13 protein-coding genes are annotated in these 16,160 nt (G+C 43.9%); 3 read left to right on the forward strand and 10 right to left on the reverse strand.

What is annotated here, in order from left to right; genetic code table 11:
* Positions 1-36: 36 nt before the first annotated feature.
* From JNK54_06635 to JNK54_06645, 3 genes are read left to right on the forward strand one after another with little or no spacing between them, the layout of a single operon-like run.
* Positions 37-1,869, forward strand: a complete 1,833-nt coding sequence (locus tag JNK54_06635; protein MBL8023942.1) for a hypothetical protein — start codon at positions 37-39, stop codon at positions 1,867-1,869.
* A 1-nt stretch (position 1,870) separates the two neighbouring features.
* Positions 1,871-2,425 (forward strand): acyltransferase, encoded by a 555-nt coding sequence (locus tag JNK54_06640; GenBank protein MBL8023943.1) that lies wholly within the window; start codon positions 1,871-1,873, stop codon positions 2,423-2,425.
* A 22-nt stretch (positions 2,426-2,447) separates the two neighbouring features.
* On the forward strand, positions 2,448-3,749 hold the full coding sequence (locus JNK54_06645) for a polysaccharide biosynthesis C-terminal domain-containing protein (GenBank protein ID MBL8023944.1): 1,302 nt from the start codon (positions 2,448-2,450) through the stop codon (positions 3,747-3,749).
* Here JNK54_06645 and JNK54_06650 read toward each other — a convergent pair.
* The 10 genes from JNK54_06650 to JNK54_06695 form a co-directional block, all read right to left on the reverse strand.
* The gene (locus tag JNK54_06650; GenBank protein ID MBL8023945.1) at positions 3,730-6,108 is read right to left on the reverse strand and encodes a hypothetical protein; all 2,379 of its coding nucleotides are present in this window, start codon (positions 6,106-6,108) and stop codon (positions 3,730-3,732) included. The genes JNK54_06645 and JNK54_06650 overlap by 20 nt on opposite strands.
* Positions 6,109-6,134: 26 nt before the next feature.
* The gene (locus JNK54_06655; GenBank protein MBL8023946.1) at positions 6,135-7,301 is read right to left on the reverse strand and encodes a DegT/DnrJ/EryC1/StrS family aminotransferase; all 1,167 of its coding nucleotides are present in this window, start codon (positions 7,299-7,301) and stop codon (positions 6,135-6,137) included.
* Between the two features lie 3 nt (positions 7,302-7,304).
* A complete protein-coding gene (locus JNK54_06660) occupies positions 7,305-8,927 on the reverse strand; it encodes a Gfo/Idh/MocA family oxidoreductase (protein MBL8023947.1) in 1,623 nt (540 codons plus the stop codon).
* The gene (locus JNK54_06665) at positions 8,851-10,011 is read right to left on the reverse strand and encodes a UDP-N-acetyl glucosamine 2-epimerase (protein MBL8023948.1); all 1,161 of its coding nucleotides are present in this window, start codon (positions 10,009-10,011) and stop codon (positions 8,851-8,853) included. Before JNK54_06665 ends, JNK54_06660 begins: the two co-directional genes overlap by 77 nt.
* A gap of 79 nt (positions 10,012-10,090) precedes the next feature.
* Positions 10,091-11,002: a class I SAM-dependent methyltransferase gene (locus tag JNK54_06670; GenBank protein ID MBL8023949.1), complete on the reverse strand. Its 912-nt coding sequence runs from the start codon at positions 11,000-11,002 to the stop codon at positions 10,091-10,093.
* 63 nt (positions 11,003-11,065) lie between these two features.
* The gene (hisF, locus tag JNK54_06675; protein MBL8023950.1) at positions 11,066-11,836 is read right to left on the reverse strand and encodes an imidazole glycerol phosphate synthase subunit HisF; all 771 of its coding nucleotides are present in this window, start codon (positions 11,834-11,836) and stop codon (positions 11,066-11,068) included.
* Between the two features lie 2 nt (positions 11,837-11,838).
* Positions 11,839-12,453, reverse strand: coding sequence for an imidazole glycerol phosphate synthase subunit HisH (gene hisH / locus JNK54_06680; protein MBL8023951.1), 615 nt, complete (start codon positions 12,451-12,453; stop codon positions 11,839-11,841).
* A 27-nt stretch (positions 12,454-12,480) separates the two neighbouring features.
* Positions 12,481-13,620, reverse strand: coding sequence for an N-acetyl sugar amidotransferase (locus JNK54_06685; protein ID MBL8023952.1), 1,140 nt, complete (start codon positions 13,618-13,620; stop codon positions 12,481-12,483).
* A 4-nt stretch (positions 13,621-13,624) separates the two neighbouring features.
* Positions 13,625-14,899 carry a hypothetical protein gene (locus tag JNK54_06690; GenBank protein ID MBL8023953.1) on the reverse strand — a complete coding sequence of 425 codons (1,275 nt, stop codon included), beginning with the start codon at positions 14,897-14,899 and terminating at the stop codon, positions 13,625-13,627.
* Positions 14,896-16,143 (reverse strand): lipopolysaccharide biosynthesis protein, encoded by a 1,248-nt coding sequence (locus JNK54_06695; protein MBL8023954.1) that lies wholly within the window; start codon positions 16,141-16,143, stop codon positions 14,896-14,898. The genes JNK54_06690 and JNK54_06695 overlap by 4 nt, the downstream gene beginning before the upstream one ends.
* Positions 16,144-16,160: the final 17 nt, after the last annotated feature.

Genomic DNA, 16,160 nt, shown 5'->3' on the forward strand with positions numbered 1-16,160 from the left:
GGGCTGGCTCTAAGCACGGGGGAAAGAATTCATGTTTTGAAAGGGGCAGTGTCCGCATCGGAATTTACCAAAAAACCCGTTTTCCGCGCTGCGTGCGCAGCCATTTCTCCTTATGCCATTGGTCATTCGCGATTGGTAACGAATGGGAACCAACTCAACGAATACAACAATCAACCGGTTGTAAAAGAAGGCAGCGTTTGCGTCCACAATGGAATTATTGTTAACGACACCTCCCTCTGGGCACAATTCCACCAACTCAGCCGAGCCCTTGAAGTTGACACGGAAATAATCCCAACCCTCTTCAATCACTTCTATCAAATGGGGTTTACAGAAGAAACTTCTTTGGCCAAAGTTTTTTCGCTTATTGAAGGCACAGCCTCTGTGGCATTTTTTCCCCAGAGCAGCCACAGCGTGATTCTCGCCACAAACAACGGATCCCTTTATTACCTGAGAAATGAATATTTCTGTGTTTTTGCTTCAGAGGAAATAATTCTTCAAAGAATATCGCGCAACCACAAGGTGCTGCGGGGTCCTATTTCACAAGTATCCCCTCAACAAGCAATCCATATTAATAACAATAACCTCGCTGATCCCTTAACCTTTTTTAAAATGACCACCAATAAAAATGAAGCCCCATTGAACCGCGTCCCCCTTGGAGGCACACCAAAAATCCATACCATTACTATTACAAACGTTTCCAATCATTCGAAAACCCCACCACAAAAAACAAACACCCCGATTTCAGAAGGAGAGCGGACTCACTATAATAGGGAACACGTGTCCGTTGCTAAACTCAAGCGATGTTCTCGTTGCGTTTTACCCGAGACAATGCCTTTCATCCGTTTCGATCCGTCAGGGGTATGCAACTATTGCTTGAACCACGTCTCTCAACCCATTCAAGGCGAAGAAAAGCTCCAACAACGCGTTACCCCTTTTCACACGAAAGGGAGGGTGAATTGCCTTGTCACCCTCAGCGGAGGTCGTGACAGTAGTTTCGGCCTCCATTATGTCAAAAACATTCTTAAACTCAACCCAGTTTCTTACACTTACGACTGGGGAATGGTCACCGATTTAGCTCGACGAAATCAGGCGAGGCTGTGCGGCAAACTGGGAATTGAACACATCCTTGTTTCAGCCGATATCACAAAGAAACGCACCAATATCCGCAACAATGTCTTGGCTTGGCTCAAGAAACCGTCACTCGGAACCATCCCACTATTTATGGCCGGTGATAAACAATATTTTTATTACACAAACAAGATTCGAAAACAACTCGGTCTTGATCTGGTTTTTTTATGTGAAAACATGCTTGAAAACACGGGGTTTAAATCTGGTTTTTGTGGGATTCCGCCCACATTCAAACGGAATCATACCTACACGTTATCTCTCCTCAATAAACTCAAAATGGCTTTTTTTTATGCCCAAGAATACGCCACGAATCCTGCTTACTTAAATTCCTCTCTGGTTGATACAATGGGCGCCTTCGTTTCCTATTATTTTATTCCGCACAATTACATCAACCTTTTTGATTATGTCCCTTGGGACGAAAAACGCATTGACGCCACTCTCGCCCAATACCATTGGGAGAAAGCAACAGACACGAATAGCACCTGGCGTATTGGGGATGGAACCGCGGCCTTTTATAATTTCATTTATTATCACATTGCTGGATTTACCGAGAATGATACTTTTCGCAGCAATCAAATTCGGGAAGGGATGATCACACGTGAACAAGCGATAAATACGATTGCCCAAGAAAACCAGCCCAGATTTGAATCCATTAGATGGTATTGCGATACCATTGGGATCGATATGCGGAACACAATTGAGACAATATTAAAAATCCCGCCACTATCTCAATTCAAATAGCATGAATCCACGGTTCACGGTTCCGAATGAACAAATGCGTACATTGAAAAATTGCATATTACATGCTGCCTATTTATCGGTGTACGGGGTATTCAAATATTCATCTTTCCCGTTAATCAATTACGTTCGTTTTGTGATTTTATATCTATTTTCCTGGGGGAGAATACAATCGATTTCAATTTCCGATGGTGTCATGATTTGGTTCCCCTGGAAGACCCGAATAAAGAAGAATGTGTCTCTTAATCAAGGCGTCATCATCGACGGATTTGGAGGAGTGGAAATTGAGGAAGGTGTCCGCATTGCTCCTTATGTGTGCATCAATACCGCGGACCATGGGTTTGATAACCCCAATCGATTCATCATGCATCAAGACTATACCATTGGTCGTGTCACCATTGAAAAGGATGTTTGGATAGGCGCCGGAGCCATAATTAATAAAGGGGTCACAATTGGGGCAAACAGCATCATCGGGAGTGGAGCGGTGGTGACGAAAGACATACCCCAAAAATCAATCGCAGCAGGGATCCCCGCACGGGTCATACAGATTCGTACTTAGAATGAGCTTCCGAAATCAATGGGTGAAGATTCACGGCGTAATGAGTCAAAAGTTCGCCTCGGATGTCCTTTGGAATATAAGCAGTTTTTGTTTCCTCGCTGTGGGTGGCTTATTAACGAACTATTCCATTACAAACCTTTCTGGCGATGCCTCCCTAGGCATATTTAATCAGGCCTTTGCCCTGTTTATTGTTTTTTCGCAAATCGGGGTCGGAGGATTCCAATTTTCAGTCTTACATCACATATCTCATTCCATTCATAATGAGGAGAAATGTATTGCCATTTTCACATCCGCTTTTGTCCTTGTGGGAGGCTTGGCTAGTTCCCTTGTTTTAATCATTTTTCTATCAAGAGACCACTTATCAATTTTTATTAAAAGCCCTAACGTCCTATCGGCGTTTTTACTGACTTTACCGGGTCTTATTTTTTATTCGTTAAACAAAGTGATCATGCTCTCTCTCAACGCGCTCCGCCATATGCGTGCCTACGCTATTTTTCAAGGATTGCGTGCTTTGTTTATTCTCTCATCAACGCTTTTTCTTTGTCTAAATAAATTTGACCCCGTTTCTTATAGCTTGTCCCTTTCCCTTTCCGAATTCCTGTTATTCATTTTGCTCGTCGGTTATAGCCAAAAGAACGCGATCGCATTTAGTTTTAATAGGTTATTTTTACCCTCTTTAAAAAAACACCTGTCTTTTGGCCTTCGAGGAGTCTTCAGTGGAATTCTTATTGAGTTTAATACCCGAGTTGATATTCTGCTTTTGGGTTTTATTACTCAAAACAACGCGCTCATTGGTGTCTATAGCTTTCCCGCTCTTTTAGCTGAAGGACTTGGACAAATACCTATCGTCATTCGCCAAAATATAGACCCAATTCTAGGGCAAGCGTTTTCAAAACAAAAAGAGGCCGAATCATTCAAATCGGTCCAACAGGGAGTTTACACGTTTTTTCTCCCCCTCTTCGTTACGGGTTGTATCGCTATCCTCATTGCCTACCCTTTCTTTTTTAATCTATTCATGAACAATAAGGGAAACACCTATGCCAGCAGCATGACTTTTTGTATTTTGGTGATAGGGGTAATTATGGGAGCAGCGTTTCGCCCCTTCATGGGAATTTTTCTCCAAGGGGGAAGGCCAGGCCTTTATACATCTTTGATTCTCACCGTATTCATTTCGAATATTGTTCTCAATATATTACTCATCCCCTACTTTTCAATTTACGGATCAGCCCTTGCAACAACACTCGCCTGCCTCATTGAAGGCGCACTCCTTGTTTTCCTCAGCCAAAGGATATTTAACATCCGGATCATTCCTTCTTTTCAATAAGGGTTAAGAGGGTGTCATCCCATTGATAATTCGATAGGGAAACATAATTGAGGGATCCCATTGAAAAATATTCGGGTTTGTCCGTTAATATATACCGGCCTGTGAAATTATGAGCCGTTTCTCTATCCTTCAATATTATAATTGAAGCATTCACTTCCTTCTCGTTTTCAATCTGACCATCAAATGTTTCTTTTCTATGAAATTTTCCATCAAAAAACACCCGGTAGACCCATGGGATCCTATCCATTTTCATGCCTTGTGAATTTTCAATAAAAACACCAAACATTTTATGAGGCAATCGGTTAAAGATAGATATTAAAGAATAATAAGGCTGGGCCTCATTCCGATCAAAAGCTGTCTTTTTGTAAGCCAACCCTCCATTTAAAAACGCCATAAAAAAAACGATGAGGCCAAACCCAGCAGCGAAAATGGTTGCGGATGAGAAAATCTCAATGAGAATAAAAAATCCTATTAAAAAAGCTGGGCCCCACGAGTAGAGGAGCTTTACCCCTATCGGATAAGGGAAAGCTTCAGAATAGACATCTTGAACTAAAAAATAATTGTAGTCATACGAAAATTGAGAAACAGGGGGGTAGATACGTGCGTAGGAGAAAGCGAATACAATCACCAAAAAGCCTGCCATCAAGAATAAGAATGGTCTATTAAAGATTTCAGATTTCGCTAATCTCTCATGTGCGACCTCACCTAAATAAATGGCTGTACCAAGCAAACAAAATACAAATGCCGGATAAAAATAATTTGGAATGGGTGGTCCCCCTAATCGAATAACACACAAAAACAATAAATACACCCAACTTATCGTAAACAAATAATTTGTAATGACATTACGATAGGCCCCGAGCAATGCAATTAATGCGAGCATCGGGTAATATTTACTGTTCATAATTAAATCAAAATAATTATTTATTGGTTTTCCTGCGGTCTTTAGATTCTCATTTATTGATGATTTAAAAAACAAGTAACAAACATTGACCAACGATTCCCAGTTATAAAGGATAATAAATATCCCCAAAGCGCACAGGACACCCACCATAAATCCAATGATATATCGAATGATCCACCGTGTCTCTTTCTTAAAAATTAAGAATCCAATGGAAAACAGGATCGAAGCAATTCCTGTTGCTTTACTGAAAGTTGCCCAAGCCGAAAAAAAACCAGCCAGGAAGATTAAGACTCTCGCATTATCCCTTTCAAATGAAGCTGAGAGACAGATAAATGATGCTAAACCAAACAAGGCAACCGTTTGGTCTGGATAGACGTAGGTACTCCAGCCAAGGGTTAAGTAGGTTGTGTTAAAAAAGAGGCCGACAATAATTGTGGCCCACACCCCTGACGAACGAGACGCCCACCATAGACACATAGCCAACAATGAAGTGTTGACCAATAATATGTATATTGGACCGGCGTAGATGGGTGGAAATATTTCACAAAATACAAACAAATTATTAGCCAGGACAATGCGATCCAGCCACGGCCAATACCCATAGGTGGTCTTCCAAACAGCAGAACCGACATATTGAAGGGGGTCAGAAGGGGCCGCGAGCGTTCTAAAGGAAAACCAGACGTGCGTTAAGTAAAACAAAACAGAACTAGAACCCACAGCCCATACGATGCTTCTTTGTGATAGCCAAAACAGAAAAATCAAAACACCCCCAATTAGCATGATACTCCAACCAGGGACCATTAAAAAAGATTCTAGCCCTCGAAGAAGGCCAACCTGAATTTTTGTCAACGATCGATCGAACACTTTTAACCGGGCAATTTCCCCTTGAAAGTTTTGACGCCCATCCCCTCCAATATAGAGATCTGAACCCACAATTGAATTCCGGTCGGAATATTCACGCCGCATCACGTCCTTCCCATTGACAAACAACACGATCTGTTTGCCATCGTAACGAAGGACAACATGATTCCAAAACCCAATTTTAAGATCATTCGATTTTGTAACACTACCGACACCATTGGCGTAAGCCCATAATTGAGAAGCTTCCCTTTCATCACGGGTCAGAGCGAATTCATATTCACCTTTTCGGATAATGACTGTATCTGGCATCAGACCTCTCTGGGGGGAGGGTTTGACCCATACACTGATGGACATTTGTTGGGGAGGTCGGATGGGAAGCTGATGGTGTATAAAGTTCTCACCATCAAATACAAACGAATCAAAACCGACACCAATCGTGTGTTGATTAATTTTATTTTCTGTTGGCAGACTCGAATTAATCGCCTCTAACGATACGATTAAATGACCAGGATTCAATGTTCGTTGTATGCCCTTAAAAATAAAAAAGGCGAGGACACCCAATGAAACGATGCCTAGGATTGTCTTTCCCTTCATCCCTATCGGCCCCTTTTGATGAACGGTTATTTCGCTGTTACTTTTTCAATAACTTTTTTGACAGCCGCAATCACCAACTGAGTAATGGAAAGGTCTTGAAGAGGTTCGATGGGAAGGCTCAGGACGCATCGGCTTGCGTTTACCGAATTTTTTAAGTCGCCCCAAACATGACTTCTTCCAACAAATACTTTCATCTCATTTAGTGGAAATGGATAATACACCATACACTGAACTCCTTCTTGCAGGAGAACCTTTTGAATTTCATCACGACGCCCGTCAGGAGTTCGAATCGTGTATTGGTGAAACACATGTCCATCCACATCAACTGGTGTAATTACCAGGGAATAATTCTTAAAACCCTGGGTGTAGGTTTCGGCAATCGCCCTCCGTTTTTCATTGAATTCATCGATAAATTTTAGTTTCGCCAAAAGGATCGCCGCCTGTAAGGTATCCAAGCGCGCATTGTACCCAATGTGTTCCACATTGTATTTGTCACGGCCCCCATGTTTCAGGAGTATCCGAATTAACGCCGCCAACTCCCCATCGTTGGTGGCCACCAATCCTCCATCTCCAAATCCACCCAAGTTTTTTGACGGGAAGAAACTGAACGTCCCTGACTCTCCCAGACCACCCACTTTTTTACCTTTCCACGAGGCGCCGAAGGCCTGCGCCACGTCCTCCACCAAAAAGAGACCACGCTCGTGTGCAAGCGACGACAAGTCGTCCATTGCACACGCCCGGCCGTACAAATGAACGGGGAGAAGGCCAACCACATTTCTTCCCCCCGGAGAGTCCAGATAGGCCCGAACTTGATTGGGATCAATGTTGAAGGTCTTGGGATCAATGTCAACAAAAACGGGAGTGGCCCCCGAACGTAGGATTGAATCCCCCGTTGCGGTAAACGTAAAGGGAGTGGTAATGATTTGATGGTTCTTTTCAAAATATTCTTTCCCAGTCCTTTTAATAGCCAGGGCACGAAGAGACAGGACTAAAGCTTCCGTTCCAGATGAAACACCGATGCAATGATTGACGGAAAGATAGTGCATCATTGCCTTTTCAAATAAATTAACTTCAGGCCCCAAAATCCAATGCTGATGATCCAAACAGGTTCCGATCGCGGCGTCAATTTCGTTTTTCATGTAAAGATATTCTCGTTTTAAATCAAGCATGGGCACTTGTACGTGTAGGGACATGGATCAATCTCCTTGAATCAATACGCCGTCGCTGAGGGAAAAGGATTGGCGACAGTATTTGCATTGAGCTTTCTCCGCTTCAAACGCCAAGGTTGTTCCGCAGAAACAAGCCCATCCCTTCTGGCGGGCAGGAACACCAACCACAATCGCATGATCGAGCACATCGGTTTTCACAACAGCGCCGGCTCCCACCACAGAATAACGTCCAATTTTCACACCACAAACAATGGTTGCATTCGCCCCAATCGTAGCTCCCTTTTTCACCAATGTTGGTAAGAATTCGTTTTTCCTTTCGATAAAAGCGCGCGGGTTGTAAACATTCGTGAAGACACAAGAGGGACCACAAAACACATCATCCTCCAGCGTGACTCCCTTGTAGACCGAAACGTTATTTTGAATTTTACAGCCGGTCCCGATACTCACATCTGGTCCAACAACGACATTCTGGCCAATGACGCATTTCTCCCCAACTTTTGATCCGTTGAGAATGTGAGAAAAATGCCAAATTTTCGAGTTCTTACCAATGGACGCCTTATCGTCCACCACAGCCGATGGATGGACAAAGACATCGGCATGATGCCGTACGGGTTCTTTGTTCAAGAGAAGCTTTTCAGCTTTTTCAAGCACTTTTAAAACACGAAGCCCCTCCTCCCCGCTTGTTCTAGGTTCTTTTCGTGTTAGGACACAGTCGAGAAAGTGGAGAAGCTCCTTGCGCAATGGGGGTTCCGGATCCGTTGGAACGACAACATGCGGGGCTTTCGTCGCGACGGGCAACCGTCCCCCTTTCCATTCGATGAGGTGAGGATAAAGCACCAATTTGTCTTTCGCTACGTCATCAAAGACAGCCATGGTTTTAGAACCGACCACCACAAGTTTTTGCTCCTTAAAGGGATGAAGCCAACTGACGAACACATGGGCTTTCACACCGTTAAGGAACTCAAGCACGGTCAAAGTCGTGTCGCAGATGCCTTTATTGATGTAATCCCCGCCCGAGGCAAGGATTCGAACGGGTTCATCTTCCAGCAACATTAAAATCACGGATATATCGTGGGGGGCAAAACTCCACCAGATATTTTCCTCTGTCCTCAGTTTTCCAATATTGAGCCGATTCGAATAGAGATACTGAATCTTTCCCAGACTTCCATCAGAGATCAGTTCCTTCAGTTTCACAACGGCGGGATGGTACTGAAGGATATGGCCAACCATGAGGATTTTGTTCAATTTTTTTGCCAAACCAACAAGTTCTTGACCTTCAATAACATTCAAGGACAGAGGCTTTTCAACAAAAACATCTTTCCCCGAAAGCAAGGCTTTCTTGACCAAATGAAAATGTGTCGTTGCTGGGGTGGCGATGGCAACAGCCTTAATTCTGTCATCCTCAAAAATATCATTGGCATCCGATGTAAATTCGACATGGGGATATTCTTTCCTCTTATCAAAGAGCGTCCCGTCATGGGCATCACAGGCCTTATGCAATACGCCCAAGTGAGTCAGATCTCTCAAAATATTTTTTCCCCAATACCCCAGGCCGATTAATCCAATAGTACGTTTATCCACGAATCCCTCCCTTATCTTTGAAAGACAGGAGCACCCGGGCAATCCGCATCGCGGCCCGGCCGTCCCCATAACATTCTGTCCCTTTCTTGAAAAAAGGCCATATCCCCTTATAATTTTTATAAAGGATATTCCATCCAGCCTTCACAGTCTCAATCCATTCGGTTTCATTTCGTAACGTGACACAAGGGACTTTAGACCAAAAGGCTTCCTTTTGCAGGCCGCCGGAATCCGTCATAACCATTTCCGCTTGGGACACGAGGGCCACGACATCAAGATAGGAGAGGGGATCAATCACTTGAACAAGTGAGGAGAACCGGACGTTTGACTTCGCATACACCCCCCTCGTTCGAGGGTGCATCGGAAAGATGACCATTTTCCCTTTTGCCGAAGAGTTAATGAAACGAATAATTTTCTCAAAAGAGTTCGTATCCGATGTGTTTTCAGCCCGGTGAACCGTCACCACGACATAGCGGCGCGGCTTAAGAGAGAACTGTTTTAAAACCTTCGATGAGGTGAGCGCTTTTGCCCGTGTCGATTCAAAAACATCCCGCATCACATCACCCACATTGATCGCCAACGGGTGATCCATATCCCAATGAGGCACTTTTTGATCGGGGCCTGCCCATGGGATAAGATTTCCGTTGTTCAACCGTCGGACACGACCTTCCCGCCGCAGAACCTCCACAGCATTTTTACTTGTGCAAAAAAAGAGGGACGATACCTGGTCGGTGAGGATCCGATTAATTTCCTCAGGCATTTGTTTGTTGTAACTTCGCAGTCCAGATTCAACATGGGCCACGGGAATATGCATTTTCGCCGCGGCAAGAGCGGCCCCAAGGGTCGTATTGGTATCGCCATAAACGACCACCAGGTCGGGTTTTTCCCGATAAAAAACTTTTTCTGTTCGAGTGAGAATCCGAGCTGTTTGTTCCCCATGGGAACCCGACCTAACATTAAGAAAATAATCAGGGGGAGGGATTCCCAGTCCCTGAAAAAACACCTCCGACATATTGCGATCGTAATGCTGGCCCGTATGAATGACCAGATTCTTTAAATCCGCTTTTTTTTTCCTTGTGAACCGCCCCAGGGCAATGGCAACAGGAGCATACTTGACAAATTGGGGACGGGCTCCAATGACATGAATAAATTTCATCCCATCCTCACAGGTAGGCAACAAAAACCCCAAAGAACCATCATGATCATTCTTTCCGTCTTTGCCTTATCAATCAAACCTAGTTGTCATTCCGTTTAGAAAGAACAAAAGTAAATTGCCATGCCATCAATCGAATGATGGGAATCTTTAGGACAATTCGATCCAGGGCATTAAATAAACGGTGAACGGCTTCAATTTTTATGAATACGCCAAGAATGGAAAATAAATGCCAGAAGTGAACTTCACTCACTTCAAAAAAACGTTGGGCAAAAGAGACATCTCGCATCGAAAGGATATGCCCCTTTTCCCATTTGGTTCGCATCTGTGGGGTAAACTCTCGGTAGAGTTTGATGACTGGATTATAATTCAATGCTTCCACTGCCAAAACCTTACCCCCTGGTTTAAGAATTCGACGAAGTTCGGGAAAAGCATAACTAAGGTCTAAGTGATGAAGCATCCCACTGCAAATAACGATATCAACGGAATTGTCCGGAAGACCAGTGTTTTCACAATCGCCCTGTAAATACAAGGTATTTTCCGATAAATGACACGAGTTGGCTTTGGCTTGGCAGTTTTGAATTGAGACATCACTGATATCGATTCCAATAGAAAGGGCCGCTCCGGCCTGGGCGGCTAAAAGGCTCATTGCTCCATTTCCGCAGGCATAATCTAAAAATATTTTTTCTCCACAGTTTTTTTTAATCCAGGATTCCACATAGGCTCTGGATAATTGAGTGGTTGAATAATATTTTTTATTGCCATGAAGAAGTTCAAAGGTATCCTTTGGAAGGTTGGAAATAATTTCAGCATTCCGATCTTTGTTATGAAATGCCAATTCCTCTTTTTTCCTATTATTCAGGCTGGCTTGCCAAACCGCTGAGGAAGCATTTTTAGCCTTATTAACCAATTCGGATTTTAATTCTTGTGCGAAAGATTTAGATGTGGTTTGCATAGCACTCCTCAGAAAAAGCCCAACGGGTATGGGCATCATAACAAAATTTTAACCGCCTAAAATTTGATCTTAAAGACACGGTTCAGCCAGAGATGCGACCCATTATCCCCCCGGATGGAAAAATAATTTCAATAAGTCCGCGGAAGGATAATTAATGAGCACTCCTTTTAAAGGGCCATGATAAATAAATAAACTTCCTGCTGCTAAAGCAGAAACACCCGACTGTTGTACAGCCATGGAAAAATCCTCCAATTTCCCTGCCCCTCCCAAAGCCACGACTGGCAACGAGACTCGACTTGTAACACGTTTCAGTAATTCCGTGTCATACCCTTTCATGACACCATCGTTATTAACAAAATTGACAATAAGTTCTCCCGCCCCCATCTGTTGCATAAGAACAACAAAATCTTCCACCCTGTGGTTGGTTTTTTTTTTCGCGTTATGGGTTACGACCAGATAAGGACCTAACGCTTTCTTTAACACATCAATTGTCACAGCAACGCTTTGAGAACCAAATACCGTCGCCGCCTCTCTAACAATCCCTGGATTTTCAGCGGCCACGGATGATAAGGACACCTTCTCAATACCCAGTGCAAAGAGTTTCTTCATTTGATTGATATTCTTAATTCCACCCCCATAACACAACGGCATGAAACATTCAGAGGCAATATCTTCAATCATTTTGTAGTCGGGTTCCTGGCACTCCACCGAGGCGTCAATATCCAAAAAAATCAGCTCGTCCACTTCTTTTTCATTAAAAATTCGAACAGCATTAATCGGATCCCCAATGTAGGTATGATCTTTAAAACGAATCGTCTTGTAGAGTCCCCCTTTGTGAAGCAAGAGGCACGGGATCACCCTTTTATGGAACACGATTACACCTCACAAAAGTTTTTCAATAAGGCCATCCCATATTTGTGGCTTTTCTCCGGGTGAAATTGTACACCAAAAACATTCTCCCTTTGAAAGGCGCATGTAAATGGGCCCCCGTAGTTGGACTCTGCGACGACGTCTTCCGTGTTATGACAGACCACGTGGTACGAGTGTGTGAAATAATATCGCTGATCTTCAGGCAAACCCGAAAAAAGGCCCAATGGCCGAACCACATTGATCGAATTCCATCCCATATGGGGAATCGGTAACTTCCTCTCCTCACCAGAAAAAGAGAAGCGTTTCGTTTCCGCGTCCACCCAGCCCAACCCCGGCTCCTGGCCTTCTTCACTTCTTTTTGTGAGAAGCTGCATCCCAAGACATATCCCAAGGACTTTCTTTTTACCAACACAAACTTCGTGATGAAGTACCTTATCAATCCCCGAATTAATTAAATTCCTCATCCCCGCATCAAAGGACCCCACGCCCGGCAAAATATATTTCCACTCCTGAGAAATGATGTTCAGGTCAGAAGTGATAATGGATTCCTGGCCTATTTTCTTGAGCATGGACTGAATCGATTTGACGTTCCCCATTCCATAATCCAAGATAGCAATCACGAGCGCACAACCCTTGTCATTCGTAATTCAGGCATAGTTCTCAATCCTCCTACCAAGAATCTTGGACGCTAAGGATTGGACGGTTTTCATGACTTTATAATACCGTTCCATGTTCGGAAAATCGCTGTACCGGTGAGACGGCGCGTTCAATATTTCCTCGAATTCCAGAAGAGGAACGCCAAGTTTTTTGGCGACATAGGCTTTGTCCGATTTGAGTTCGAGGGGACTATAGAGGGGCTTCTCCAACTCCGCAAGTGCCTGATCACGAGTGAGTTGGCCCGACACAATCAAACTTGAGAGATGCGGCTTTCTTTTGTCATACCCAAATTTCATTGGCAAGTAGTAATTTTGAAAAAACTTGGTAAAGAGCGACTCCCCATGTTTTCTATCATACGCCTTGTAGCCCAGACACTTCTGAAGAATTTCCAAGGCCTCTGATTTAACGTAAGGCATATAATTTAATGGTCGAACCGTTTTCATTCCCTTGATGAAGGGATAGTACAAATAGTATTCAAGGAACCCAATCGTTTTGTATTTTCGTAGCTTTAGTTTACCGAACCTCTTTTGGATGGCCTTCAGGTTAATGGAATCCATGGCGGTCCAATGCCATGAGCGCGGGAAAACGAACTCGGAGGCAAGATTTCCCCCACTTAAGACATATTTTATTTTGTGTTTTGTTGCAAAGTGATAAAGGGAAGCGAAAAAAGCATGGTCCTGCGGCACATCTTGGTTTGCGATCCCTGATTTCATGTAGGCAAGCTGTAAATCCCTCATCTCGTTCCAATCAATCACAATGGTATACAGGTTCCATCCACAATAGTTGACAATCTTTTCAATGTTTTGAACAGCCAATTCACTGTTCCACCCCCCATCGACGTGAACGACGAGGGGACGAAGGCCGATCTCTTTCACTTTAAGTGCCAAATAGGAACTGTCAATTCCCCCACTTAACCCCAGAATACAATCATAAGGTTTATTTTTTTCTTCTGTCTGTATTTTCTCAACAATCCGGGCAAGTTTCTTTTTCCCTTCATCGTTGGGAAACCAGGACTTGGAACGCATTTCTTTAAACGAGTGGCAGTGGTTGCAAATCCCCTTTTCATCAAAAGTGATGGCGGGGTCGCTTGTGTCCATCACGCAATTGAGACACACTCGGTTGTCAGCCATTTTTTTACCTCGCGTCTTCAAACCGGCACAAGGTTACGGGGTCCGGTTTCATAAAAAAGAAAATTAAGATCATAAACCCAATGCCACTTGAAAGAAGCGCTGTCGTATACGCTTGTTCTAAGATAAGCACCGCAAACATAAAACCAATAAACAAACCCACTGGATTTTTATTGGATTGATAAATCATGTCCAGCAATAAAAATAAAAACGGAATGACAATAACCGCCCCGAGATAACCCATCAATCCTCCTTGACCAAAAGCCACCAAGAACGCATTCGTATTGGAATTAGCCAACGGGTTCCTATCGTAATGTTCACCGATAAAATAGGTGACAGAAAACTTAGTTTTACTAAGACCAAAAAGGAAGTTCCATCCTTCCGGCGGGTGATGAAATATCATATCAATGTAATCCCCTTGGGTCTTAACGGTCGCCGAAAAAACCCGCCGAAAAAAATAATCGGCCACATAGGAATACCCATTCAGACGCCATTCGATCAGAAAAACAACGGACAGGAAGAACACGAACATCATGACAAGGCGAGGTAAATTAATAATTTGTTTTCTCGACACGAGAAAGCCGACGCCAAAAGACGCGAAACTATATAAAAAAGTGGCTTTGATTCCTAGCAACCAGTAAAAGTATACAGCAACCAAGAAAGACAATACAAACAAGAACATGTTTTTCTTAAACCCAGCCAAAAATCCTAAAAAAGGCGCGATAAGGTTGGTCCCCATTGAAATCAAATAGGCAATTAAAGATCTCGAGACAAAAAGCTCTCTCCCTTCAAGACGTCTGATGTAGGAGTCTGTCAATCCAAAACCCGCTGAAGGAGGAGAATGCCTTTGCGTCCAGAAAAAAACACACGCCAGGAAAACAATAAAGAAACACAAAACAGATTGGTTCCCAATCAAAGGGTATCGTGGGAACTTTAAGTTTATTTTCCTCACGGCAAACAAAACGAACGTTGGCAATACCAATACCGCTAGGGCCAGCAACACGTTCTCTTCCCCTATGTAATTGGACACGGAGCATAGAGCAGCCATGGGTGTGAGTAATGCCAGGAATTGAAATACAATAAAAAAATCAGACGGCAAAAATTTCTTTTTGTTTAAGAGGGGTAGGGAGAGAAACGCCAAACCCATTAAACACAGAAACGCGATAGGCCCCACTTGCCATTTATTCATTCCCAATTCAATAAGAACGGTCTGCATCTTATGAGGAAGAATGATTCCTCCCAAAAACATTAGATACGACACAAAAACCAATGCACCGCTCATGGACGGGGTTTCCCTTTGCTAAAGTGAAACGACATCATGCAGTAAACCCCGTACATTAATCCGTACCCCGCACTATAAATTAAGAGAGCATTCTTATAACTTGCCGGAACGGAAAATGCGCCGAGAGTAAATAGCAACAGTGCCGCCTGCCAAGCTAAATCATATTTTTGTTTTTCCGCGAGATACATCGTGTAGCTCAAAGGACTAGCAATAAAACGCATGGCAAACATAGGGGTCAACCATGCGCATATCGTCCCCGCCATCCTCCAATTTTCACCATACCCTTTGGAAAACAGCGGCTCGCTAATCATCATGAATAGAGGAACGGCAATTGCTGAACAAAGGCAAAGAACTTTGAGGGTATGGAGGTACTCCGCTTTACAATCCCCCTTGGCGATGAAGGCCTCGCTTGATACATTCTTGAAAACGTCTCGAATCGCTCCCCCCAACAATGCAACGGGGGCTCCAAAAATTCTCATGGCAAGAGCCGTCCAACCGGCGACGTCACTCCCAAACCGTGCCTGAAGGATAAAAAGAGGCAACTGCCCGGCCACCGTATTCAACCCATCCGCCGGTAATGAATAAAGGGGAAACTTTCTGTAGCGACTTAAAGTGTTCCGAAGAGCTATCAACGAATCGGACATTCCAGAAGGAAATGAGCCGATTGGTAATCGAATAAACGTAACGGATAAAGACACCCCCAAGAGGGCACCCACGGCATGAGCCAGCGCGAGCATACTGGCAGAGGGGAAGATGGCTCCCGCCAAAACCTGCAACAGGGCCACCGACAATGCTTGGCTGATACGGATAATTGACAATTCGCGAAATTTCCCATCACAGGCGGCCAATGATTGCCATATTTGGGACAAAGAGACGAAAAGGGCTGCTGGAACAATAAGACACGCCATAGGGGGGGGCATCGAAAGGGAGAGTAACCCCGTGGAGGCAAAAACCACAAACAGGATAGCGAGTGGCACAGAAATAAAAAACACCAGTAATACCGCGGTTGCCACAAGCCTGTAACGGGCCTGCCCCACCTCCGCTAAACCAAACGCATGCTCCAGTCTTCCTGTGACGACAACCGAAGCAATGGATACATATCCCCACCAAATCGCGTAAACACCAAATTCCGCCGGTCCGTATATTCGCGCGATCACAAACGAAGCGATCAGCGGAATCGATTGAGCCGTTAGCATTCCCCCCAAAACGGTCCCAACATTATTCCAATAATAGGATATTCTCATTCGTCGGTTTTTTGGGT

The sequence above is a fragment of the Elusimicrobiota bacterium genome, assembly GCA_016788905.1.
Classification (GTDB): domain Bacteria; phylum Elusimicrobiota; class Elusimicrobia; order FEN-1173; family FEN-1173; genus JADKHR01.

Excerpts from the sequence above, each read along its gene's own strand:
- JNK54_06695 (MBL8023954.1), bottom strand. The coding sequence starts at position 16,143 with ATGAGAATATCCTATTATTGGAATAATGTTGGGACCGTTTTGGGGGGA.
- JNK54_06665 (MBL8023948.1), bottom strand. The coding sequence starts at position 10,011 with ATGAAATTTATTCATGTCATTGGAGCCCGTCCCCAATTTGTCAAGTAT.
- JNK54_06650 (MBL8023945.1), bottom strand. The coding sequence starts at position 6,108 with ATGAAGGGAAAGACAATCCTAGGCATCGTTTCATTGGGTGTCCTCGCC.
- JNK54_06690 (MBL8023953.1), bottom strand. The coding sequence starts at position 14,899 with ATGAGCGGTGCATTGGTTTTTGTGTCGTATCTAATGTTTTTGGGAGGA.
- JNK54_06670 (MBL8023949.1), bottom strand. The coding sequence starts at position 11,002 with ATGATGCCCATACCCGTTGGGCTTTTTCTGAGGAGTGCTATGCAAACC.
- JNK54_06660 (MBL8023947.1), bottom strand. The coding sequence starts at position 8,927 with ATGGGGACGGCCGGGCCGCGATGCGGATTGCCCGGGTGCTCCTGTCTT.
- JNK54_06685 (MBL8023952.1), bottom strand. The coding sequence starts at position 13,620 with ATGGCTGACAACCGAGTGTGTCTCAATTGCGTGATGGACACAAGCGAC.
- JNK54_06640 (MBL8023943.1), top strand. The coding sequence starts at position 1,871 with ATGAATCCACGGTTCACGGTTCCGAATGAACAAATGCGTACATTGAAA.
- JNK54_06655 (MBL8023946.1), bottom strand. The coding sequence starts at position 7,301 with ATGTCCCTACACGTACAAGTGCCCATGCTTGATTTAAAACGAGAATAT.